Here is a 22,607-nt window from a genome sequence, read left to right on the forward strand (position 1 = left end):
TCATGACCGACGACGCGGTGCCGGACCATCGGTCCCCTGCCCCCGCTCCCGCTCCCGATCTCCGGGCCTCCGACGCCGACCGTGAGCGCGTGGCCGAGGTGCTGCGGGAGGCGCTGGCCGAGGGCCGGCTCGACATGGCGGAGTTCGAGGAGCGGCTGGAGGCGACCTACCAGGCGCGCACCTACGGCGAGCTGACCCCGATCACCCGTGATCTGCCGACGGCCGGCGCGGCGGCGCCGCCCGCCCCGGTGTCGTTCACCAAGGCTCCTGCGGAGAGCGGGAGTTGGGCGTCCCGGATCGTCGGCGGCGAGGGGTCCTCGGCGGGCGGGGTGGCGATCCTGTCGGGGTTCGAGCGCAAGGGCCGCTGGACGGTGCCGAAGCGGTTCAACTGCTTCGCGTTCATGGGCGGCGGCGAGATCGATCTGCGCGAGGCGAACTTCGCGGACCGCGAGGTCGAGATCAACTGCGTGGCGATCATGGGCGGTCTGCAGGTCACCGTGCCACCGGGGGTCGAGGTCGTCGTCCGGGGCATCGGCGTCATGGGCGGCTTCGACCACCCCCGTGACGACGGCCCGCCCGAGCCGGGCGCGCCGCGGGTGGTCATCGGGGGGTTCGCCTTCTGGGGCGGGGTCGGGGTGTCGCGCAAGGTGACCCGGGCCGAACAGCTCCGTCTCAAGGAGCGGCGACGGCAGGAGCGGGTGGAGCGGCGCGAGGCGCGGCGCGAGCTGCGGGAGGGACGCCGGGACCGGGAGTACTGAGCGCCGTCGGCGGCCGCGGGTACGTCGTGGCTGTTCGCGCAGTTCCCCGTGCCCCTTTGCCCTACTTCGTGCAGACCTTCGTCAGCTCGCCCGCCGCGTCCGTCACCGGGCTCACGTCCGGAGTGCGGTCCCCGTTCTTGATGGCCGTACGGACGTTGCCCACGGCCTTCTTCACGTCGTCCACCGCCTTGTTGACGTCCGTGTGGTCGGTCCTGTCGCCGATCTTGTCGAGGTTCTTCTCGATGGCGTTCAGCGAGTCGTCGGCCCGGGTCGGGTCGTTCGCCGCGTTCTCGACGGCCTGTTGCAGGCCGGTGACGTTGTCGGCGATGGAGTCGGCGGTGTGCACGCAGTCGAGGGCCTTGTCGACGCTGTCGCATCCGGTGGCCAGGCCGGCGGTGAGTGCGACGGTCGCCGCGACGACGGCGACGGCGGTGAGACGGCGGCGTCGGCTGACGGCCATGATGGTGGTCCCCTCCCCTGGTCGGGCTGCTGTGTCCAGCTGCTGTACCCGAAGGACGCCGGGAGGGGTGCGCGGGTTGCCCCCGCGCACCCCTTCCGTTGGTCCGCGCTTTACTTCCCGAGCGTGGCGTCCAGCGTGGCGCGCTGGATCCGGGCCAGTTCGTCGCAGCCGCTCACGGCGAGGTCGAGCAGGGCGTTCAGTTCGTCGCGGGCGAAGGGCTCGGCCTCGGCGGTGCCCTGGACCTCGACGAAGCGGCCGTCGCCGGTGCAGACGACGTTCATGTCGGTCTCGGCGCGCACGTCCTCCTCGTAGCAGAGGTCGAGGAGGGGGACGCCGCCGACGATGCCGACCGAGACGGCGGAGACGGTGCCGGTGAGCGGCTGGCGGCCGGCCTTGATCAGCTTGCGGCCCTGGGCCCAGGCGACGGCGTCGGCGAGGGCGACGTACGCGCCGGTGATGGCGGCCGTACGGGTGCCGCCGTCGGCCTGGAGGACGTCGCAGTCGAGGACGATGGTGTTCTCGCCGAGCGCCTTGTAGTCGATGACGGCGCGCAGGGAGCGGCCGATGAGGCGGGAGATCTCGTGGGTACGGCCGCCGATCTTGCCCCTGACGGACTCGCGGTCGCCGCGGGTGTTGGTGGCGCGGGGCAGCATGGCGTACTCGGCGGTGACCCAGCCCTCGCCGCTGCCCTTGCGCCAGCGCGGGACGCCCTCGGTCACGGAGGCGGTGCAGAACACCTTGGTGTCGCCGAAGGAGACGAGGACGGAGCCCTCGGCGTGCTTGCTCCATCCGCGCTGGATGGTGACCGGGCGGAGCTGTTCGGGGGTACGGCCGTCGATGCGAGACATGGCGACGAGCCTATCGGGACACGGCGAAGGGGCTCCTCCCGAGTCGGGAAGAGCCCCTTACAGGTGAACCGCTGCGGTTCACATCATGTCTTCGATCTCCGCGGCGATCGGGTCGGCGTCGGTGCCGATGACGACCTGGATGGCGGTGCCCATCTTGACGACGCCGTGGGCGCCGGCGGCCTTCAGGGCGGCGTCGTCGACCTTGGAGGCGTCGTGCACCTCGGTGCGCAGCCGGGTGATGCAGCCCTCGATCTCGTCGATGTTGTCGATGCCGCCGAGGCCGGCGACGATCTTCTCAGCCTTGCTGGCCATTTGCTCTCCTCACGCACGGTTGGCCCAACTTCACGAGCGATTGCGCCGTGCGTACCGAAGGATGACGTCACAGCAAACCCAATCGTCCACGACTGGTCTACACCACAGGACAGGCGGTCGCCAACCGATGAGCACCGAGGCCGAGGTGAGCCCCGCCCGCGCCCGCTGGAACCGTGCCTTCCAGGGCCTGCAGAAGATGGGCCGCAGCCTCCAGCTGCCGATCGCGGTGCTGCCCGCGGCCGGCATCCTCAACCGCCTCGGCCAGCCGGACGTGTTCGGCACGGACGGGCTGGGCTGGACGAACGTGTCCAGGGTGATGACGGGCGCGGGCGGCGCCCTGCTCGACGGCTCCCTCGGTCTGCCTCTGTTGTTCTGCGTGGGCGTGGCCATCGGCATGGCGAAGAAGGCGGACGGCTCGACGGCGCTCGCGGCGGTGGCCGGGTTCCTCGTCTACTACGGCGTGCTGCACCAGTTCCCCGAGTCCTGCCCGGGCGGCTCGAAGGCGATCCCGCAGATCGGCTGTCAGGTCGGCGTCGGCGCGGGCGCGGGGTCGGTGACGCCGTTCACCTTCCAGAACCCGGGCGTCTTCGGCGGCATCGTGATGGGTCTGCTGGCCGCCTTCTTCTGGGCCCGGTTCCACCGCACGAAGCTGGTGGACTGGCTGGGCTTCTTCAACGGCCGCCGGCTGGTGCCGATCATCATGGCGTTCGTCGCGATCGTGTTCGCGGCGCTGTGCCTGTGGATCTGGCCGCCGATCGGCAGCGGGCTGGAGAGCTTCAGCCACTGGCTGCGGGACGCGGGCGCCTGGGGCGCGGGCGTCTTCGGGCTGGCGAACCGCGCGCTGCTGGTGGTCGGCCTGCACCAGTTCCTGAACGTGCCCATCTGGTTCCAGTTCGGCAGCTTCACCAAGCCGGACGGCACGGTGGTGCACGGCGACATCAACATGTTCCTGGCCGGCGACCCGAACGCCGGGCAGTTCACCTCGGGCTTCTTCCCGATCATGATGTTCGCGCTGCCGGCCGCCGCGCTGGCCGTCACGCACTGCGCGCGGCCGGGCCGCCGCAAGGAGGTCGGCGGTCTCATGCTCTCGGTGGCGCTGACGTCGTTCGTGACGGGCATCACCGAACCCATCGAGTACTCCTTCCTCTTCATCGCGCCCCTGCTGTACGCCGCCCACGCCGTGCTCACCGGCGTCTCGATGGCGGTGACGTGGGGGCTCGGGGTGCACGACGGATTCAGCTTCTCGGCGGGCCTGATCGACTACGTGATCAACTGGAACCTGGCGACGAAACCGTGGGCGATCATTCCGATCGGCCTGTGTTTCGCGGCGGTCTACTACACCGTCTTCAGGTTCGCGATCACGCGGTTCGATCTGAAGACGCCGGGCCGGGAGCCCGAGGACGAGGTCGAGGACATCACCAAGGCCTGAGCCGGGCCCGGTCCCCTTTAGCACATCGGCACACCGCGTAGCGTTTCGGTAGCGGATTTCGTGGTTCCTTATCCCGCCTTCATCGTGCTACAACAGGTCTACACCACTGAGTGGTGTAGACCACCACCGATGGAGGAACCCACCATGAGCACCGCCACCGCCACGGCGGCTCCCGCAAAGAAGCGGGGATCCGGCCTGTTCCAGGGCCTGCAGAAGGTCGGCCGCAGTCTCCAGCTGCCGATCGCCGTACTGCCGGCGGCAGGCATCATGGTCCGGCTGGGCCAGGATGACATCTTCGGCAAGGACGGCCTCGGCTGGGACAAGGTCGCGACGGTCTTCAACGCCGCGGGCGGTGCCATCACCGGCGCCCTGCCCATCCTGTTCTGCATAGGTGTGGCCATCGGCTTCGCCAAGAAGGCGGACGGCTCCACGGCGCTCGCCGCGCTGGTCGGCTTCCTGGTCTACAGCAAGGTGCTCCAGGCGTTCCCGGTGACCGAGGAGCACATCGAAAAGGGCAAGATCGTCGCGGCGACGTACAACGACCCCGGTGTCCTCGGCGGCATCATCATGGGCCTGCTCGCGGCCGTGATGTGGCAGCGGTTCCACCGCACGAAGCTGGTGGACTGGCTCGGCTTCTTCAACGGCCGCCGGCTGGTGCCGATCCTGATGGCCTTCGTCGGCACCCTCGTCGGCGTCCTGTTCACCCTGGTCTGGGAGCCCGTCGGCAAGGGCATCACGCACTTCGGCGAGTGGATGACGGGCCTCGGCTCGGTCGGTGCCGCGCTCTTCGGTCTGGTCAACCGTGGTCTGATCCCCATCGGCATGCACCAGTTCGTGAACACCGTGGCGTGGTTCCAGATCGGCGACTACAAGAACTCCGCCGGCCAGGTCGTGCACGGCGACATCACCCGGTTCCTCGCCGGTGACCCGCACGCCGGCATGTTCCAGTCCGGCTTCTTCCCGATCATGATGTTCGGCCTGCCGGCCGCCGCCCTCGCCATCGCGCACTGCGCCCGCCCCGAGCGCCGCAAGGCCGTCCTCGGCATGATGGTCTCGCTCGCGCTGACCTCGTTCGTCACCGGTGTGACCGAGCCGATCGAGTTCACCTTCATGTTCATCGCGCCGGTGCTGTACGTCATCCACGCGGTCCTGACGGCCGTGTCCATGGCGGTCACCTGGGGCCTCGGCGTCCACGCGGGCTTCAACTTCTCGGCCGGCGCGATCGACTACCTCCTGAACTGGAACCTCGCGACCAAGCCCTGGCTGATCATCCCGATCGGCCTGGTGTTCGCGGCGATCTACTACGTGGTCTTCCGCTTCGCGATCACCAGGTTCAATCTCCCCACCCCGGGCCGCGAGCCCGACGACGAGGTCGAGGACCTGACGAAGGCGTAGCGCTCCGCGCGAAGGCCCCGGAACCCGTTCGGTTCCGGGGCCTTTCCCGTGTCCCGTACGTGTCTCGTACGTGGTCTCCGGTCTCAGATCTCGTACGTCGCCCTCGGCGCGGCCAGGTCCACCGGGCCGTCGAACACCTCGCGCGCGTCACGGAGGTTGGCCTCCGGGTCGGTCCACGGCGGGATGTGGGTGAGGACCAGGCGCCGGGCGCCGGCGCGCGCGGCCGACTCACCCGCCTCGCGGCCGTTGAGGTGGAGGTCGGGGATGTCCTCCTTGCCGTGCGTGAACGCGGCCTCGCACAGGAACAGGTCGGTGTCCCGGGCCAGCTCGTCCAGGGCCTCGGTCACGCCCGTGTCCCCGGAGTACGTCAGGGACCTCCCGGCATGCTCGACGCGGATGCCGTACGCCTCGACGGGATGGCGGACCAGGTCGGTGTGGACCGTGAAGGGGCCGATCTCGAACGTGGAGGGCTTGACCGTGTGGAAGTCGAAGACCTCGCTCATCGAGGAGGCGGAAGGGGTGTCGGCGTACGCCGTGGTCAGGCGGTGTTCGGTGCCTTCGGGGCCGTAGACCGGGATGGGGTCGCAGCGGCCGCCGTCGTGGCGGTAGTACCGCGCGACGAAGTACGCCAGCATGTCGATGCAGTGGTCGGCGTGCAGATGGCTGAGGAAGATCGCGTCGAGGTCGTAGAGACCGCAGTGGCGCTGCAGCTCGCCCAGGGCGCCGTTGCCCATGTCGAGAAGCAGCCGGAAGCCGTCGGCCTCGACGAGGTAGCTCGAACAGGCCGATTCCGCGGACGGGAACGACCCCGAGCAGCCGACGACGGTGAGCTTCATGAAGCAGAAACCTCCGTTGGCGGTGAAGATCAAAATGACAAGATCAAATGGGTGGGAAAACGGGGGTCGTGCGGTTTGTCGAGCGTAAGGCGCGAAAGCACGGGTCGCTCCTCCGCAAAGGGCCGTTGTGGGCGAACTCACCTGCGCTGTCACCGGTTCGGCTGGAAAGGGGGCGCGGAAGGAACCGCCAAGGGCGCGCGATTCGTAGCGTGCGCCGGTAACGTCGTCGTATGGACACGTCCTGGTGGCTGGCGCTCGCGGCGGTGGTACTGCTCGCGCTGGTCGCCACGCTCGTCGACGGCTGGGGGCGGGGCCGCCGGCCCGGCGGGCGGCGGCTGCGGCCACCGGGCCGCGCCGGTACGCGCGCGCGTGACGGACGGCCGGTCCCCGGGGACATCTGGTGGGCTGACGTTCCCTACGAGGACCGGTCGGAATCCAATGGGGTCGCGCGCAGCGCGTCGAACAGGGCGGTGGCGGGTGACGGGCGGGTGAAGGACCGGCCGTGTCTGGTGCTGGCGGTGCGCGGGAACCGGGCCACGGTCGCGAAGATCACCAGCAAATACCACGACGAGCGGTCCGGGGTGATCCCGCTGCCCCCGGGCGCGGTCGGCGACGCCCGGGGCAGGCCCAGCTTCCTGGAGACCGACGAACTGCGCGAGGTGCCGGTCGGCGACTTCCGGCGCCGGGTGGGTGTGGTGGACCCGGTGCTGTGGGACCAGGTCCGGCATCTCGCGGGCTGAGGACCGTCTACATCACGGGATCGCCTACTTCACGGTCACCGTGACCGCCCATTCCTGGATGCCCATGCACGACACTTCGCCGGGCTTCGTGGGCTGCGCGCACATCGGGCGGGACGAGGTCAGCTTCTCGGTGCCGGCCGCCACGGCGTGGTACGCGGCCGTGGCCTGGCCCGGCCGGATGAGGAAGCCGGTGTTGATCGCCTTCAGGGCGGTGCCGCTGGCCTGGACCGGCTTCCAGGGGCGGGACTTGGTGCCCTCCAGGGTCAGCCGGACCTCGCCGCCCTTGGCCACGCAGACCGTACGGCCGGTGTCGGTCGCCTTCAGGTCGACCGCGGAGGCACAGCCGCCGGCGGCCGGCGCCGAGGGCGAGGCCGTGCCCGCGCTTCCGGTGTCCGTGCCCTTGCCGCCCTTGCCGCCCTTGCCGCCCTGGCCGCCGGTGTCGCTCTTGGAGCCGCATCCGGCGAGCAGCAGCACCGCGGCCGCGAGGGCTGCGAGGGACGTCGCGCTTCGACGCATGGGTTTCGCCTTTCTGCCGTGGCCGTGGGGAGTCGGCCGCCTGGTGCAGATGAGACGTACCGGCACGACGAACGGATCCCGCACGCGGAATGTTTCCTTCCACGTGCGGGATCACGGGTGGTCCGGGTGGTTCAGGTGGTGCTTCGCGCGGTGGTTCGGGCGGCGCGGATCAGCTGGTCGTCACGGCCGTGTCGTCGACGACGAAGCTGGTCTGGAGGGAGGAGTCCTCGACACCGTTGAACTTCAGGGTGACCGTCTGGCCCGCGAACGAGGACAGGTCGAAGGTCTTCTGCGCGTAACCCGAGTTGGCGTTGAGGTTCGAGTAGCTCGCCAGGGTCGTCGAACCGGCGCTCACCGTCAGCTTGTCGTACGCGGTGCTGCCGGTCTCGGCGGTGTCGATGTGCAGGTAGAAGGTGAAGCTCGCCTTGCAGCCGGCCGGGATGGTCACCGACTGGGACAGGGTGTCGGTGTGCGAGGAGCCGTATCCGTCGAGCCAGGCGTAGTACGAGCCGCTGTGAGCGGCCTCACCGGTGTCGTTGGTGATGACGCCGCTGGTCGCGGTCCAGCCGGTGCTGCCCGACTCGAAGCCCGGGTTCGCCACCAGCTGGGAGGAGGTGCAGCCACCACCGCCGGAGGTGCCGACGGTCCAGGTGAAGGAGGTCGAGCCGGTCGCGCCGGTGGAGTCGGTCGCGGTGACGGTGACCTGGTAGGTGCCCGCGGCGGACGCCGTGCCGGAGATCAGGCCGGTGGAGCTGTTGATCGACAGGCCGGTCGGCAGGCCGGAGGCGCTGTAGGTCAGGGAGGCGCTGCCGCTGTCGCTGGCCTTGATCTGCAGGCTGGCCGAGCTGCCCGTGGTGGTGGACTGGCTGCCCGGGTTGGTGACGGTCACCGTGTTGCCGCCGCTGCTGCCGCCGGAGGTGAAGGCGGCGGTGCCGTTCGGGGTGCCCCAGCCGGTCGGGCCGTCGTAGCCGCTGCCCGCGGTGCAGAAGTACGAAGGAGAGCAGGAGCCGTTGTTGCCGCTCGTCACGTCGTACAGGTTGCCGGTGTGGCTGTAGGGGTACTTCGCCGGGTAGTCGCTCGCGCCCGGGGTGCCCGCGAGGGCGTAGACGCTCGCGATGATCGGCGAGGAGGCGCTGGTGCCGCCGTAGACCGCCCAGCCGGAGCCGCCGTAGGTGTCGTAAACCGCCACGCCGGTGGCCGGGTCGGCGACCGCGGAGACGTCGGCCTCCATGCGGTTGGAGCAGCCGGTGTCGGTCTGCCAGCTCGGCTTCGGGTCGTACGCCGAGCAGCCGGAGCCGGTGCCCTCGGTGCTGGAGGTGTTCCAGACGGACTCGCTCCAGCCACGGGAGTTGGAGGCGGTGGAGAGCGCGGTGCCGCCGACGGCGGTCACGTACTGGGAGGTCGCCGGGTACTCGGCGCCGTAGCCGGAGTCGCCCGCGGAGACGGTGATCGCGACGCCCGGGTGCTTGAAGTACTGGGAGTCCTCGCTGGTCTGGGAGGAGGACTCGGAGCCGCCCCAGCTGTTGGAGACGAACTTGGCGCCGAGCGCGACGGCCTCGTTCTCGGCGGCGCCGAGGTCGGCGTCGGTGGCGGAGTTGGCCTCGACCAGGTCGATGCTGCAGTTCGGGCAGACCGCGCTGACCATGTCGATGTCGAGCATCTCCTCGCCGGCCCAGCCGCTGTCGTTGGTCGGCAGCGAGCTGGTGGAACCGGTCTGGCTGACCTGCTTGAAGCAGCCGTTGGCCTTGGTGCAGGCGGACAGGCCGAACTGCGAGCGGTAAGTGGCCAGGTCCGACTCGGCGTTGGGGTCGTTGTACGCGTCGACGATGCCGACGGTCATCCCCGAACCGGCCGACGTGGGCAGGTTGTAGGCGCTGTGCAGGTTGGCCGGCGAGAGGCCGGAGGGGGTGGCGGCGGCGAGTGCCGCGGCGAGCCGCTGCTTGATGTCGGTGCGGCGCTGCGCGAAGCAGGACGCCTCGCCGGGCTTGGCGGTGGCGCACAGGTGCTGGGTCGGCACCTTCTGGCCGGCCGTGCCGGTCGAGTGGAACGCCTGCCGCTTCGGGTCGGTCAGTGCCTTGCTGTTCTGCGTCACCTTGGAGGTGTGGGGCGCGGGAGCGGTGGCCGCCTGGGCCGCCCCTGCCGTGGGTGCCGCGGCGAGTCCGGCGACGGTGAGGGCGAGGGCGGGGAAGGCGACGGAGACGAGTCTTCGAAGACTCCGTCTGCGGCTGCTCGGGCGTGACTCACGCATGGGGTGCTGCCTCCGGTTGAAGTGGGGATTTCACTGGATTGGCAGGCCCGTGACGCGCGTAGCGGCGGTGGAACCGCGCAGTCATGAGCATGACACTCACAGACACCTGTCATGGCACTGGGTGAGCGTGACATGACAGGGTGCGCCGAGGAACGTAGCTCCGGCGCGGTCGGGACCGGCAGTACCGGGTGGATTTCTTTGCCTCGCCATAGGAATGGCTTAGCCCCCTCATGAGAGGGGGCTGGTGACCGCTTGATGCGCGTTAATGCGGTGTTACGGCGTTACGCCCAGAGCTGGCCCTGCAGCGTCTCGATGGCCTCCTCGGTGGTGGCCGCCGTGTAGACGCCGGTGGACAGGTACTTCCAGCCGCCGTCGGCCACGATGAAGACGATGTCGGCGGACTCCCCCGCCGCGACCGCCTTGCGGCCCACGCCGATCGCCGCGTGCAGGGCGGCGCCGGTGGAGACGCCCGCGAAGATGCCCTCCTGCTGGAGGAGTTCACGGGTACGTGTGACCGCGTCGGCCGAGCCGACCGAGAAGCGGGTGGTGAGGACCGAGGCGTCGTACAGCTCCGGCACGAAGCCCTCGTCGAGGTTGCGCAGGCCGTAGACCAGGTCGTCGTAGCGTGGTTCGGCGGCGACGATCTGGATGCCCGGCCGGTGCTCGCGCAGATAGCGGCCGACGCCCATCAGGGTGCCGGTGGTGCCGAGGCCCGCGACGAAGTGGGTGATCGACGGCAGGTCGGCGAGGATCTCCGGGCCCGTCGTGGCGTAGTGGGCGCCGGCGTTGTCCGGGTTGCCGTACTGGTAGAGCATCACCCAGTCGGGGTGCTCGGCGGCCAGCTCCTTGGCCACGCGCACGGCGGTGTTGGAGCCGCCCGCGGCCGGCGAGGAGATGATCTCGGCGCCCCACATGCCGAGCAGGTCCCGGCGCTCCTGCGAGGTGTTCTCGGGCATCACGCACACCATGCGGTAGCCCTTGAGCTTGGCCGCCATGGCCAGCGAGATGCCGGTGTTGCCGGAGGTGGGCTCCAGGATCGTGCAGCCCGGGGTCAGCCGGCCGTCCTTCTCCGCCTGCTCGATCATGTGCAGCGCGGGGCGGTCCTTGACCGAGCCGGTGGGGTTGCGGTCCTCCAGCTTGGCCCAGATCCGGACGTCGGCGGACGGCGAGAGCCGCGGCAGGCGCACCAAGGGGGTGTTGCCCACCGCGGCCAGCGGGGAGTCGTAGCGCATCGCTGCTCAGCGACCGATCAGCGCATGCCGCCGGCGACGGCCGGCAGGATCGTCACGGTGTCGCCGTCGGTCAGCTCGGTGTCGATGCCCTTGACGAAGCGGACGTCCTCGTCGTTCAGGTACACGTTGACGAAGCGGCGCAGCTGACCGTTGTCCACGATGCGGGCCTCGATCCCCGCGTGCCGGGTCTCGAGGTCGGCGAACAGCTCGGAGAGGGTGTTCCCCTTGCCCTCCACCGCCTTCTCACCGTTGGTGTACGTGCGGAGGATGGTCGGGATGCGGACCTCGATGGCCATGGTTGCGGGCTCCTGTCGGAAAGGGTCGGAAAGTGGGCGCACGGCGTCGCGCGCCGTGGCTCACGGCCGTACGGCGGCGGGAAACGTCAACAGATGGCGCTGTTCAGCCTGCACAGATCGACGTGCAGCCGCGCCACGAGCAGCATGCCCGGCGCTTTCTCGCTCACGTCGTTCAGAACCATGCGCTCATCGTAACGATTCCCGGCCCGGGTCCCGGAGTGTGATCCCGCATGCCGGACGCATTTCGTCCGATGAATGAGATCAGTAGGCCTCCACGACCGTGACCTCCTCCTCCGTGACCTCGCCGTCCACGATCCGGAAGGAACGGAACTGGAAATCGCCGAGGCCGTCGGTGTCGGCGGTGGAGACGAGGACGTAGTGGGCGCCGGGTTCGTTGGCGTAGGAGATGTCGGTGCGCGAGGGGTGGGCCTCGGTGGCGGTGTGGGAGTGGTAGATGACCACCGGCTCCTCGTCGCGGTCGTCCATCTCGCGGTAGAGCCTGAGCAGATCGCCCGAGTCGAACTCGTAGAACGTGGGCGACATCGCCGCGTTCAGCATGGGGACGAAGCGCTCGGGGCGGTCCGAGCCCGCCGGGCCCGCCACGACGCCGCACGCCTCGTCGGGGTGGTCCTTGCGCGCGTGGGCGACGATCTGGTCGACGAGGGCCTGGGTGATGGTCAGCATGTTCGCCAGGATATGCAGAAGGGCCGTTCCGTACCGAGGGATGGTACGGAACGGCCCATATGCCGGACGTCCTGAGCGGCGGCCGCGGCGGGGCGCCACGAGAGCTCCGCGCGGCCGGACGTCCCGGGGAGGAAGTCAGCGCTTGACGAAGGCGGCGGCCCCCGGGTTGCGGCGCCTGAGCACCCAGTAGGAGACGCCGAGGATCGCGCCCCACAGCGGAGCACAGTACAGCGACACCCGGGCGTCCTTGTCGATGCCCATGAGCACGATCACCATGCCGATGAAGGCGAGCGCGAAGACGCTCGTGTACGGGGCCCCCGGCGCGGGGAACTCGCTGCGCGGCAGCACTCCGCGGTTGACCCGCGTCCGGTAGCGGATCTGGCAGATCAGGATGACGATCCAGGCCCACATGCCGGAGATGGTCGCGAAGGAGACGACGTAGTCGAACGCCTTGCCCGGCCACTGGTAGTTGATCCAGACGCCGACGAGCATCAGCGCGGCGGAGAACGTGGTGCCGACGAGCGGGGTGCCGCTGCGCGTCAGCCTGGTGAACACCTGGGGTCCCTGGCCGTTCTGCGCCAGGTCACGCAGCATGCGGCCGGTGGAGTACATGCCGGAGTTGCAGGAGGACAGCGCGGCCGTCAGGACGACGAAGTTCACGATGCCGGCGCCGACGGACAGGCCCATCTTCTGGAAGGCGGCCACGAAGGGGCTCACGCCCGGGTGGAACTCGGTCCACGGCACGACCGACAGGATCATGACCAGCGCGCCGACGTAGAAGACGGCGATGCGCCAGGGCACGGTGTTGATCGCCTTCGGCAGGACCTTCTTCGGGTCCTTGGACTCGCCCGCGGTCACGCCGACCAGCTCGACGGCGAGGAAGGCGAACATGACCATCTGCAGGGTCATCAGGGTGCTGCCGACGCCGTGCGGAAAGAAGCCGCCGTCGTTCCACAGGTGGCTGACGGAGGCGGTCTTGCCCGCGTCGGAGAAGCCGACCGTGAGGATGCCGACGCAGATCAGGATCATGCCGATGATCGCGGTGACCTTGACCATGGAGAACCAGAACTCCAGCTCGCCGAAGAGCTTCACGGAGATCAGGTTGGCGGTGTACAGGACGATCGTGAAGATCAGGGCCGAGACCCACTGCGGGATGGCGAACCAGTACGTCATGTAGGCGGCCGCGGCGGTGACCTCGGTGATGCCGGTGACCACCCAGAACAGCCAGTACGTCCAGCCGGTGACGAAGCCCGCGAAGGGGCCGATGAACTCGCGCGCGTACTCCGAGAACGAACCCGACACCGGGCGGTACATCAGCAGTTCGCCGAGTGCCCGCATGATCAGGAAGATGACGAGGCCCGCGACGGCGTACGCCAGGATCAGGCTCGGACCGGCCTTGGAGATGCCCTTGCCCGCGCCGAGGAACAGGCCGGTGCCGATGGCACCGCCGATGGCGATCATCTGGATCTGCCGGGCCCCGAGCCCGCGCTGATACCCCTCGCCGCCCTCGCCGTCCCGCACGGCCTCATTGCCGTCGTGATGCTGATCGACCTGCGCTGAGGTCATGTGTGGTGCGCCTTTCTCCATGCCGAACCGCGGCCCGTCGTCGGCCTCGGATCGGGTTTCGATCCCCCCGGATTGATGGAGTTGTGCCTGGCCGACGGTCGTCGGCTCGGTGGCGCACCCGGCCCGACATGGGTGGCGTCGGCCGGGCGGTCGTGAAGATTTATCACAACCGCAATAATGATCACACGAATGTGATGTGACGCACCCCACAGGAAGAAGTGGACAAAGAGCGCACTATCGCGACAAATGCGGCCGCAACGGTGACGGGATCGTTATCCGGAATTGAGCGTCCGCTGAGCGAACACTCGTCCACCGCGCGGAGCTACGGCATCAGGGTCGTCACGAGGGTCTCCTGGAGACCGCCGAGCCACAGGTACGCCATCACCATCGGCTTGCGCGGATCCTCGTCCGGGAGCCGGTAGAGCAGGTCGGTGTCGCCCTCGTCGATGATCTCCAGCCGCGAGCCGATCGCGAGGCGCAGGTCGTTCAGGGCACCGAGCCACTGCCTCGACTCCTGCGGCGCCAGCTTCAGCACGGCCCCGCCCTCGTCCACCGGGGCGAGCGCGTCCAGGGCGCGGATCACCGCGAGGGCGTTCTCCCGCTTGCCGGCCCGCAGGTCGTTCTCGGTGAAGCGGCGGAACTCGGCGGAGTGGGCCCGGCGTTCCTCGGCCTCGGCGGGCGAGTCCGGGACCTTCTCGGGGTCGCTGTAGGCGTCCGGGAAGAGCCGGCGCAGCACCGGGTCGGCGGGCGGCTCGCTGGGCCCTTCCGCGAACAGCTCGGCGAGCGGGTCCTCGGGGGCCTCGGCACCGGGGCCGGGGCCGATCAGCTCCAGGAGCTGCACGGCCAGCGACCGGATGATGGAGATCTCGACGTCGTCGAGCGCGACGGCCGCGCCGCCGCCGGGAAGCGGTTCGAAATGTCCGGGCATCTGAAGGGGTTCGCTACTTCCGGTCCTGCTGGAGGGTGGCCCACAGACCGTATCCGTGCATCGCCTGCACATCGCGCTCCATCTCCTCGCGGGTTCCGCTGGAGACGACCGCCCGGCCCTTGTGGTGGACGTCGAGCATGAGCTTGGTGGCCTTGTCCTTGGTGTAGCCGAAGTACGACTGGAAGACGTACGTCACATAGCTCATGAGGTTGACCGGGTCGTTGTGCACGATCGTGACCCAGGGGACGTCGGGCTCGGGTACGGCGAAGACCTCCTCCGCCGACTCGGTGCGTTCGATCTCTACGGGCGCGGGTGACGTCACAGTGCCCATGCTGCCACGGCGAGGAAAAATCGTCACACCGACGAAAAGGGGTGTAGCATCCATGGTCATGAACACAGCGGACCTTGGGCTGCCGGTGGACGTTCCCTCGACGGCGCTCTTCACGGACCAGTACGAGCTGACCATGCTCCAGGCGGCTCTGAAGGCCGGTACGGCCGAACGGCGGAGCGTGTTCGAGGTCTTCACCCGACGGCTGCCGCACGGGCGCCGCTACGGCGTGGTGGCGGGTACCGGACGCGTCCTGGACGCGGTGGAGAACTTCCGCTTCGACCCGGACGTCCTCGGCTTCCTCCGGGAGCGGAACATCGTCGACGAGCAGACGCTGGCCTGGCTCGCCGACTACCGCTTCAGCGGTGACGTGTGGGGCTACCCCGAGGGCGAGGTGTACTTCCCCGGCTCGCCGCTGCTGCGCGTCGAGGGCACCTTCGCCGAGTGCGTGCTGCTGGAGACGGTGATCCTCTCCATCCTCAACCACGACTCCGCGATCGCCGCAGCCGCCTCCCGCATGGCCTCGGCCGCCGGGGACCGCCCGCTGATCGAGATGGGCGCCCGGCGCACCCACGAGCTGGCGGCGGTGGCCGCGGCGCGCGCGGCGTACGTCGGCGGCTTCGCCACCACCTCCGACCTGGCGGCCGGCTTCCGCTACGGCATCCCGACCGTCGGCACCTCGGCCCACGCCTTCACCCTGCTGCACGACCACGAGCGCGACGCCTTCCAGGCCCAGGTCGACACCCTCGGCCGGGGCACCACGCTGCTGGTGGACACGTACGACGTCGCCGAGGCGGTCCGTACGGCCGTGGAGGTGGCCGGGCCCGAGCTGGGCGCGGTCCGCATCGACTCCGGCGACCTGCTGCTCGTCGCGCACCGGGTGCGCCAGCAGCTGGACGAGCTGGGGGCGGCAGAGACCAAGATCGTCGTCACGTCCGACCTGGACGAGTACGCCATCGCCTCCCTCGCCGCCGCCCCCGTGGACGCGTACGGCGTCGGCACCCAGCTGGTGACCGGCTCCGGGCACCCGACCTGCTCCATGGTCTACAAGCTGGTCGCCCGTGCGGAGTCCGGCGACCCGGCGGCACCGTTGGTGCCGGTCGCGAAGAAGTCCAGCGGCGGCAAGACCTCCGTCGGCGGCCGCAAGTGGGCGGCGCGCCGGCTCGACGAGGACGGGGTCGCCGAGGCCGAGGTCGTCGGCACGGGCCCGGTGCCGCCGGAGCTCGCGGACCGGCAGCTGCTGGTGCAGCTGATCAAGGGCGGGGACGTGCTGGGCCGCGAGCCGCTGGACGTCCCCCGCAGCCGGCACATCGCCGCCCGCGCGAATCTCCCGCTCTCGGCCACCCAGCTCTCCCGGGGAGAACCCGTCCTTCCGACGGAGTACCTGACGGAGCGCTCGGGTAGCTAGAGCGGGACCCGCCCGTCCGCCCCGTATCCGCCCTCGTCCGCCCCCTCCCGTCCGGGCCCGGAAGTCTCTAGGCTCGGTTGATTAGCCGACAGTCGAAGGACACCCATCATGCGCCGCGCCTTGATCGTCGTAGATGTGCAGAACGACTTCTGCGAGGGGGGCAGCCTCGCGGTGTCCGGCGGCGCCGACGTCGCCGCCGCGATCACGGAGCTGATCGGCCAGGCGGCCGGGAGCGGGTACCGGCACGTGGTCGCCACCCGCGATCTGCACATCGCGCCCGGCGGCCACTTCGCCGACGACCCCGACTACGTCCGCTCCTGGCCCGCGCACTGCGTCGCGGGCACGGAGGGCGTCGGCTTCCACCCGAACTTCGCCCCGGCCGTCGCCTCCGGCGCGGTCGACGCGGTCTTCGACAAGGGCACCTACTCGGCGGCCTACAGCGGCTTCGAGGGCAAGGACGAGAACGACGTCCCCCTGGCCGACTGGCTGCGCGCACGCCACATCGACGAGGTCGACGTGGTCGGCATAGCGACCGACCACTGCGTACGCGCCACCGCCCTGGACGCCGCCCGCGAGGGCTTTCGCACCCAGGTCCTGCTGGACCTCACGGCGGGCGTCGCCGCGGAGACGACGGAGCGCGCGCTGGAGGAGCTGCGGGAGGCGGGCGTGGAGCTGACGGGCAAGCCGGTCGTCAGCGGCTGAGGCCCGCTCCCCCGCCCGGCTACGCCACCGCTGACCTGCGCAGAAGAGCCCTGATCGGGTGCCACAGCTCGGTCACGATGACACCGTTGTCGGCGGGCGCCGTCCGCCATATCAGGCCGTCGGGATGGTGCAGGACCGCCGTGACCTCGTCCGGGGTCGGCGGGGCGGCGTTGCCCCGTAGATAGATCGCGCGCAACCCCAGGTTGCGCAGCCTGGTCAGGGCGCGCGCCCGGTTCTGGGCGTGCACGAGTACGCGCACCGCGGCGGAGTCGTAGGGCAGGTTCAGTGCCACCACGACCGTGCCGTTCGGCAGCTTGGTGAAGCCTCCAGCGGCCATGCCGTCAGATCCCCGTTCCGGTCGGTGTCAATAAGCGGTCCACATGACGCACCTAAACACGATCGGCGGCAACCCGCCAAGGGTTTGCCGCCGATACGCGTCTGACCTGCGAAAATGCTGACTACTTCACCGCGGGGCCGACTTCCAGCTCGATCGTCGAGCCGTTCTTCGCCTGCTTGGTGATCTTTATCTTGGTGTTGGTGTCAGTGACCTTGACACCGCCGGTCGGGTTCGCCGGGTCGTAGTACGTGCCGGTGTGGTCGTCGAAGACCGACACCCCCCTCTGCGACGTGATCCTGGTCGCGACGCCCGACTGGTGCAGCGTGATCGCGTCCGTCGGCTCCAGCGTGAAGGGAGAGTCGTAGGCCTGCATCCGGTTGCGCAGCAGCGTGCCGTCGGACCAGCGCAGCGCCTTCGGGTGGGCGTCGACCGGCAGGATCAGCCCGGTGCCCGGATGGGCCTTCTCGTTGGTGTTGTTGTCCGCCTGGGAGGTGTCCCACTTCCAGATCAGCAGGCCGTTCTGGTACGGGTAGTGCTCCACCCAGTCGGGACGGGCGGTGTTCTGGTAACCGAAGTTGTACGGGCCGGACTTGAGGGTCTTGTCGTACGACACGTACTGCCGGTTCTCGGCGAGGTAGTACTGCTTGTAGTCCTTGGTGAAGGACGCGCCGATGCGGGAGAAGCCCGAGGCGGTCCAACCGGCGTCCGCGGACTCGGCGTTGTCGGAGAACAGCGGCGCGCCGTCCGCCGTGACCGCGATCTCGTCGGCCGCGAAGCCCTTCAACGCCACGCCGCCGTCGGTCTGGTAGCGGAAGCGCAGGTCGATCTTCTTGCCCGCATAGGCGTCGAGGGAGTACGACAGCTTCCTGTACGCGTCGGTCGTGCCGGTCAGCGCCGGCTTGCCGGACCCGTCGCGCGGGACGGCCTGGCCGTCCGCCGTGCCGTCGAGGGCGGTCCAGTTGGCGCCGCCGTCGGTGGACACCTCGGTGTAGAGGTAGTCGTAGCCGTTCTCGATGTCGTACCAGCCGTCCAGGCTCAGCGTGGCCTTCGCCCTGCCGGTCAGGTCGACGGAACGGGTCAGCGTGTTCCTGAGGTTGTCGCCGCTGCCGCTCCACCACTGGGAGGCGCCCTGCGCCGGGGTGACGACCTCGGTCGTGACCGCCTTGTCGGGCAGCGAGACGACCACCGCCTGGCGGTACTTGGTGTTGTACTCGGCGTAGCCCAGCTTGTGCCAGGAGGAGACGCCCGCCTTGGCGGTGTCGTAGGTCAGCCAGCCGAGCTGGAGCTTGTCCCAGGCGTTCAGGTCGCCGGGCAGGTCGCCGATGGCCTCCTTGCCGGTGCCGAGCCAGGAGCCGGAGGACATCAGGGTCCAGAAACCGGTGGAGTTGTCGCCGCCGGCGGTGTCGTACTCGTCGGGCAGGCCGAGGTCGTGGCCGTACTCGTGGGCGAAGACGCCGAGGCCGCCGTTCTCCGGCTGGATGGTGTAGTCGCCGACCCAGATGCCGGTGTCGCCGACCTGGGCGCCGCCGAGCTTGTTGCCCGCCGGGCCGGTCGCGCCCGTGTCGGTGCCGAAGGCGTACCAGCGGTGGGCCCAGATCGCGTCCTTGCCCTGCGCGCCGCCGCCCGCGGACTCGTCCTCGCCGGCGTGCACGATCTGGAAGTGGTCGACGTAGCCGTCGGGCTCGTTGAAGTCGCCGTCGCCGTCGTAGTCGTAGCGGTCCCACTGGTCGTACCGGGCGAGGTCCTTCTTGATGTCGGCGTCCGACTTCCCGGCCGCCCTCTGCTGGGCGACCCAGGCGTTCAGACCGTCGCTGACCACGTTCCACACGCTCGGGCAGTTGGTGGAACCGCAGGCGTTGTTGCCGTAACGGGCCTCGTTGTAGGGGACCTTGACCCAGTCCGCGACCTCGCCGTCGACCGAGTAGCGGCCCGAGGACTGCTTCTCGTAGTACTTCTTCAGCGACTCGGTCTTGCTGCCGGTGCCGAAGTAGAGGTCCTGGTAGTGCTTCTGGTTGTAATCCGCCTGCCAGGCCGTCGAGTTGTCCTTCGTGCGGTCCGGCGCGGCGATCGTGTTGTGCAGCGGGCCCGCGGTGCCGCCGTACTTGGGGTCGGCCTGGTCCCCGAACTCCACCAGGATCGTGAAGATCTTGTCGGTCTTCTCGCGGCTCAGCTCGACGTACTTGCCGTCGCCCTTCCTGCTCTTGAGCTCGACGACCTTGGAGCCACCCCGGTCCTTCGCCTTGGCCTTGCCCGCGATCAGCTGGTTCAGCGCCTCCTGGCGCTGGGCCTTCTGCGTCTTGCTGAGCGGGCCGTCGAGGTCGTGCGCCTCCTGCTGCACCGGGGCAGGGTCGTGCCGGTGGGCGGCGGAGCGGGCCGGCCGGGTGGCGGCCTCCGCGACGGCGAAGGTGGCGAACGTGGCGGAGGCCGCCGCCAGCGTCACGCCGATCGCGGCCGCTCTGAACGTCCAGGATCTGCTGGTCACTTGAGTTCCTCCCCTGCGTCTGTCCGACGCATGTCAAGTGACGTAATTTGACTAGAGATTTAGAAGAAAAGACAGATCTTGACTCACTCAGACCCCGTGCACTATGCCGAGCTGACGTTCGCTTTACGCACCTGCAGGCGGACTATGCCGCCACCCCATGACTCCGTGCGCCCCCCGTGCACCGGAACCGTGGGTTAGGTCACGCTTACCAACCGTCCGGCTCGGGCATGCACGCGGTGAGAGTCGAACGGCACGCCACCTGTTCCCCCGACAATCTCCCGAAGACTTCCGAGGACACGATTGCCATGCCTCGTCCGACCGCCGCACAGCTCGCCTACGGTTCCTGCACCGTGATCTTCTCGACGCTCGCCATGCTGCTGCTGTCCCAGACGAGTTCGGGCCTCGGGATCACCGTCATCGCCCTCGCGGCCCTGGCCCTCGGGCTGCTCGTCGCGATGACGGTGCCGCTGCCGAAGGCCCGCGCGGCCGTGGCACCGGCCGACCCCGTCGAGCCCGCACCCCAGGAAGAGCCGGTCTCCCTGTGAGGGACGGACACGAGAGCGGCGGGCTCGTGACAGCTCACGAACCCGCCGCTCTCGTGTCGTGTCTACGGCACGCGGTCACCCCACCCGGTCAACTCGTGCTGACCACCACCGTCTTGGCCGCCTTGTCGTGCAGGCCCTGCTTGTACGGCTTGTCGAAGTAGCTCCAGCCGCCGCAGATCGCCGTCCAGATGCAGGCGCAGCAGAACGCGAACGGCACCCACAGCACCAGGGAGCGGATCAGCATCGTCTGCACGGACGGGGTGGCGCCGTCGTCCAGGTTCGCCACCCGCATACCGAGCCACTTCTTGCCGAGGGTCTGGCCGTACCTGCTCATCATGAAGGTGTCGTACGCGATGTAGAGCACGGCCCCGATGAACGACTGCACGGCGGACTTGCCGACCTCGACGTGGTCGCCGTTGATGTTGTACTCGCGTACCCCGAACGCCCAGGTGAGCAGCCAGACGACGATGCCGACGAGGATCATGTCGACGATCCGCGCGAGGGTGCGCCGGGCACTGTCGGCCAGCGGGGGCATGCCGGCCAGCGGGTCGGCCGGGTAGCCGTAGGAGCCGCCGCCGTACGGTCCGCCGCCGTACGGTCCGCCGCCGTACGGGCTGTCGTACGGCGAGCCCGCCCCCTGGTCCGACGGGGGCTGCTTCCTGAACGGGTCGTCCTCGGGGGGCTGCTCTCCGGAGCCGGGGGGCGGTTCGCTGCTCATGGCCCGAGTGGATCGCGAACACCCCGGCTCCGCACCCGGCGGGCGGCCGTACGGAGTAGCTCCCTCGTGCGTCGGCCTGTCGTGCGTCAGTCGGCGACGAAGGTGTGCGCCGCCTTGTCGTGCCAGCACTGGCGCCAGGGCCGGTCGAACAGGCACCACAGCACGCCCACGATCCCGATGCCGAGCAGCCCCGGGATGCTGTAGACGAGCCAGCGGCGCAGCGCGGGACCGAAGGCCGGGGGCTCGTGGGCCTCGATGTCACGCACCTCCAGGCCCAGCGCCCGCTTGCCCAGGGTGCGGCCCCACTTGGCGGTCGGCAGCACCTCGTAGAGGACGCCGACGAGGAGGAGGACGGCGAGCACGATGCCGAGGCTGGTGCCGGTCGTACCGTCGAGCAGCCAGACGGTGACCTCGCGGCCGGACAGCCTGGCCGCGTCGATCTTCTGCTGGACGTGGTCGGCGGCGCGCAGGCCGAGCGGCACGGCTGCGGCGGCCGTCACAGCGAGCACGATCAGGGTGTCGATCAGCCGGGCCGCGAGCCGCTTACCGAGTCCGGCGGGCCGGGCGGCGGCCTGGCGGCGCGCGGCCGCCTGGAAGACGTCCTCCACCGGCGGCTTCCACGGCGCCACGGGCTGCTCGTCCCCGCCCCCGGCCAGCTGGTGCACCTGCTGGGCCCAGGAGGCCTGGCCGCCGCCCGGCCCGCTGGTCAGCGGGGTGCCGGGGGCACCGCCCTGCGCCGGCACCGAGGGGGCGACGGCGGCCTGGGCCTGCTGGGCGGCCTGGGGTGTCTGCGGCGGCTGAGCGGCCGCGGCACGTGCGGCGGCGGCCTTGCCCGCGCCGAATCCCGCGCCCGCGGCCGGAGATGGCGCGGCGGCGGCAGGCGGGGTGGGCCGGCCGACGGGTCCCTGCGGGCCGAAACCGCCCGGGGCGCCGGGGGAATGCGCCGCACCGGCGCCGGGCCCGGCCTGGCCCGGCACGAACCCCGTACCCGCCGGGCCGCCTGCCGACGCACCCGGGCCGGAGCCCTGCGGACCGGAAGTCTGCGGGCCGAAACCGGAGCCCGCACCGGTGTCCTGGCCCGCGGCGGACGGCTGGGCGCCCGGCCGGGCCTGGCCCGGCACCGGGCGGAACGTCATCGTGCCCTCGTCCCTGACCGCGGCGGGTCCTGGGACCGGACGGCGGAAGATGAACGTGCCGCCGGGGTCCGGGACGTCGTCCTGCGCGGCCGGGGCCGCGGCGTCGGTACGGCCGCCCTGGCCGCCCGGCTCGCCCTGCCCCGCCGCCGGGACCCTGGGATCGGCGCCCCACGGGGTGTGCCCGTCACCGGCGCCCGCCCGGCCCTGCGCCCCGCTCCCCGCTCCGGCACGCTGACCCTGCTGCCCGGTGGGCGCCGCCTGCGGGTCCTCGTCGAAGAAGTGCGGCCCCGTCTCCTCCACGGCCGGGGCCGGGGTCACCGGGCGGACGCCCGGCGGCGGGGTGAGCGGCTCGCCGTCCTGCGGCGCCGGGCGGCTGGTGCCGGGCACCCAGGAGGCGCCGTTCCAGTACCGGACGTAGCCGGGGATGGACGGGTCCGGGTAGTAGCCCTCGCGGGGCCGGTCGTCACCTGGGGCCGGGGTTGGGGCGCTCATGTCCGTCGTCCCGTATCTGCTCGGGGGTGTGCTGAAGGCACCACATCTATCAGACCGGGGCGGCCCGCAGCGCCAGTCCCGCCGGACCGAACCCCTTCCGGGCAACGCCGGACCCGGCTCTCACAGATCCCCGGAAAAAATTTCCCAGAACCCGCGTAATGGCGCGGCCCTCGCCCTCTCTCCCCCGGTGCGGGCCCGTTCCGAGGCCCCC

24 protein-coding genes are annotated in these 22,607 nt (G+C 70.1%); 7 read left to right on the forward strand and 17 right to left on the reverse strand.

The features are described from left to right. Positions 1 to 2 precede the first annotated feature (2 nt). Complete coding sequence (locus tag BIV25_RS12110; RefSeq protein WP_071372242.1) at positions 3 to 758, forward strand: DUF1707 domain-containing protein; 756 nt, start codon at positions 3 to 5, stop codon at positions 756 to 758. A 61-nt stretch (positions 759 to 819) separates the two neighbouring features. On the opposite strand, the gene BIV25_RS12115 is transcribed toward BIV25_RS12110, so the two are convergent. From BIV25_RS12115 to BIV25_RS12125, 3 genes are all read right to left on the reverse strand, one after another. Continuing rightward, a complete protein-coding gene (locus BIV25_RS12115) occupies positions 820 to 1,218 on the reverse strand; it encodes a hypothetical protein (RefSeq protein WP_071372243.1) in 399 nt (132 codons plus the stop codon). A 110-nt stretch (positions 1,219 to 1,328) separates the two neighbouring features. Beyond that, positions 1,329 to 2,066: a ribonuclease PH gene (gene rph, locus BIV25_RS12120; protein WP_071372244.1), complete on the reverse strand. Its 738-nt coding sequence runs from the start codon at positions 2,064 to 2,066 to the stop codon at positions 1,329 to 1,331. A gap of 78 nt (positions 2,067 to 2,144) precedes the next feature. After that, positions 2,145 to 2,378, reverse strand: a complete 234-nt coding sequence (locus BIV25_RS12125; protein ID WP_071372245.1) for a glucose PTS transporter subunit EIIB — start codon at positions 2,376 to 2,378, stop codon at positions 2,145 to 2,147. Positions 2,379 to 2,505: 127 nt separating this feature from the next. On the opposite strand from BIV25_RS12125, the gene BIV25_RS12130 reads away from it, so the two are divergent. Both BIV25_RS12130 and BIV25_RS12135 read left to right on the forward strand, forming a co-directional pair. After that, complete coding sequence (locus BIV25_RS12130) at positions 2,506 to 3,807, forward strand: PTS transporter subunit EIIC (protein ID WP_071372246.1); 1,302 nt, start codon at positions 2,506 to 2,508, stop codon at positions 3,805 to 3,807. A gap of 144 nt (positions 3,808 to 3,951) precedes the next feature. Continuing rightward, positions 3,952 to 5,202 carry a PTS transporter subunit EIIC gene (locus BIV25_RS12135; protein WP_071372247.1) on the forward strand — a complete coding sequence of 417 codons (1,251 nt, stop codon included), beginning with the start codon at positions 3,952 to 3,954 and terminating at the stop codon, positions 5,200 to 5,202. Positions 5,203 to 5,285: 83 nt separating this feature from the next. On the opposite strand, the gene BIV25_RS12140 is transcribed toward BIV25_RS12135, so the two are convergent. Next, positions 5,286 to 6,038 carry an MBL fold metallo-hydrolase gene (locus BIV25_RS12140; RefSeq protein ID WP_071372315.1) on the reverse strand — a complete coding sequence of 251 codons (753 nt, stop codon included), beginning with the start codon at positions 6,036 to 6,038 and terminating at the stop codon, positions 5,286 to 5,288. Positions 6,039 to 6,268: 230 nt separating this feature from the next. On the opposite strand from BIV25_RS12140, the gene BIV25_RS12145 reads away from it, so the two are divergent. Then, positions 6,269 to 6,778, forward strand: coding sequence for a type II toxin-antitoxin system PemK/MazF family toxin (locus BIV25_RS12145; RefSeq protein ID WP_071372248.1), 510 nt, complete (start codon positions 6,269 to 6,271; stop codon positions 6,776 to 6,778). A gap of 24 nt (positions 6,779 to 6,802) precedes the next feature. Here BIV25_RS12145 and BIV25_RS12150 read toward each other — a convergent pair whose 3' ends face one another. The 9 genes from BIV25_RS12150 to clpS form a co-directional block, all read right to left on the reverse strand. Further along, positions 6,803 to 7,294 (reverse strand): hypothetical protein, encoded by a 492-nt coding sequence (locus tag BIV25_RS12150; protein ID WP_071372316.1) that lies wholly within the window; start codon positions 7,292 to 7,294, stop codon positions 6,803 to 6,805. Positions 7,295 to 7,463: 169 nt separating this feature from the next. Then, the gene (locus tag BIV25_RS12155; protein WP_071372249.1) at positions 7,464 to 9,542 is read right to left on the reverse strand and encodes a putative Ig domain-containing protein; all 2,079 of its coding nucleotides are present in this window, start codon (positions 9,540 to 9,542) and stop codon (positions 7,464 to 7,466) included. A 281-nt stretch (positions 9,543 to 9,823) separates the two neighbouring features. After that, on the reverse strand, positions 9,824 to 10,774 hold the full coding sequence (locus BIV25_RS12160; RefSeq protein WP_071372250.1) for a PLP-dependent cysteine synthase family protein: 951 nt from the start codon (positions 10,772 to 10,774) through the stop codon (positions 9,824 to 9,826). Between the two features lie 17 nt (positions 10,775 to 10,791). Continuing rightward, positions 10,792 to 11,070: a MoaD/ThiS family protein gene (locus BIV25_RS12165; protein ID WP_071372251.1), complete on the reverse strand. Its 279-nt coding sequence runs from the start codon at positions 11,068 to 11,070 to the stop codon at positions 10,792 to 10,794. Positions 11,071 to 11,156: 86 nt separating this feature from the next. Beyond that, positions 11,157 to 11,252: a putative leader peptide gene (locus BIV25_RS54310; RefSeq protein ID WP_023550193.1), complete on the reverse strand. Its 96-nt coding sequence runs from the start codon at positions 11,250 to 11,252 to the stop codon at positions 11,157 to 11,159. Positions 11,253 to 11,331: 79 nt separating this feature from the next. Further along, positions 11,332 to 11,754, reverse strand: a complete 423-nt coding sequence (locus BIV25_RS12170; RefSeq protein ID WP_071372252.1) for a Mov34/MPN/PAD-1 family protein — start codon at positions 11,752 to 11,754, stop codon at positions 11,332 to 11,334. A 135-nt stretch (positions 11,755 to 11,889) separates the two neighbouring features. Further along, entirely contained in the window at positions 11,890 to 13,320 is a 1,431-nt protein-coding gene (locus BIV25_RS12175) for an amino acid permease (RefSeq protein WP_071372253.1), read from the reverse strand. A 322-nt stretch (positions 13,321 to 13,642) separates the two neighbouring features. Further along, positions 13,643 to 14,248: a DUF2017 domain-containing protein gene (locus BIV25_RS12180; RefSeq protein ID WP_071372254.1), complete on the reverse strand. Its 606-nt coding sequence runs from the start codon at positions 14,246 to 14,248 to the stop codon at positions 13,643 to 13,645. A gap of 13 nt (positions 14,249 to 14,261) precedes the next feature. Beyond that, complete coding sequence (gene clpS / locus BIV25_RS12185; protein ID WP_071372255.1) at positions 14,262 to 14,579, reverse strand: ATP-dependent Clp protease adapter ClpS; 318 nt, start codon at positions 14,577 to 14,579, stop codon at positions 14,262 to 14,264. 58 nt (positions 14,580 to 14,637) lie between these two features. On the opposite strand from clpS, the gene BIV25_RS12190 reads away from it, so the two are divergent. Together BIV25_RS12190 and BIV25_RS12195 are read left to right on the forward strand one after the other, a co-directional pair. Then, the gene (locus tag BIV25_RS12190) at positions 14,638 to 15,984 is read left to right on the forward strand and encodes a nicotinate phosphoribosyltransferase (RefSeq protein ID WP_071372317.1); all 1,347 of its coding nucleotides are present in this window, start codon (positions 14,638 to 14,640) and stop codon (positions 15,982 to 15,984) included. 108 nt (positions 15,985 to 16,092) lie between these two features. Continuing rightward, the gene (locus BIV25_RS12195; protein ID WP_071372256.1) at positions 16,093 to 16,686 is read left to right on the forward strand and encodes a nicotinamidase; all 594 of its coding nucleotides are present in this window, start codon (positions 16,093 to 16,095) and stop codon (positions 16,684 to 16,686) included. 19 nt (positions 16,687 to 16,705) lie between these two features. Here the strand turns inward: BIV25_RS12195 and BIV25_RS12200 are convergent, their stop codons facing one another. Together BIV25_RS12200 and BIV25_RS12205 are read right to left on the reverse strand one after the other, a co-directional pair. Next, positions 16,706 to 17,023, reverse strand: coding sequence for a hypothetical protein (locus BIV25_RS12200; protein WP_071372257.1), 318 nt, complete (start codon positions 17,021 to 17,023; stop codon positions 16,706 to 16,708). 121 nt (positions 17,024 to 17,144) lie between these two features. Then, on the reverse strand, positions 17,145 to 19,505 hold the full coding sequence (locus BIV25_RS12205) for an immune inhibitor A domain-containing protein (protein WP_071372258.1): 2,361 nt from the start codon (positions 19,503 to 19,505) through the stop codon (positions 17,145 to 17,147). Positions 19,506 to 19,810: 305 nt separating this feature from the next. Between BIV25_RS12205 and BIV25_RS12210 the strand changes: the two genes are divergently transcribed. Next, a complete protein-coding gene (locus BIV25_RS12210) occupies positions 19,811 to 20,050 on the forward strand; it encodes a hypothetical protein (protein ID WP_071372259.1) in 240 nt (79 codons plus the stop codon). A gap of 88 nt (positions 20,051 to 20,138) precedes the next feature. On the opposite strand, the gene BIV25_RS12215 is transcribed toward BIV25_RS12210, so the two are convergent. Next, entirely contained in the window at positions 20,139 to 20,768 is a 630-nt protein-coding gene (locus tag BIV25_RS12215) for an RDD family protein (protein WP_071372260.1), read from the reverse strand. 86 nt (positions 20,769 to 20,854) lie between these two features. Continuing rightward, entirely contained in the window at positions 20,855 to 22,396 is a 1,542-nt protein-coding gene (locus tag BIV25_RS12220) for an RDD family protein (RefSeq protein ID WP_071372261.1), read from the reverse strand. Positions 22,397 to 22,607: the final 211 nt, after the last annotated feature.

It is taken from the genome of Streptomyces sp. MUSC 14 (genome assembly GCF_001866675.1).
GTDB lineage: Bacteria > Actinomycetota > Actinomycetes > Streptomycetales > Streptomycetaceae > Streptomyces.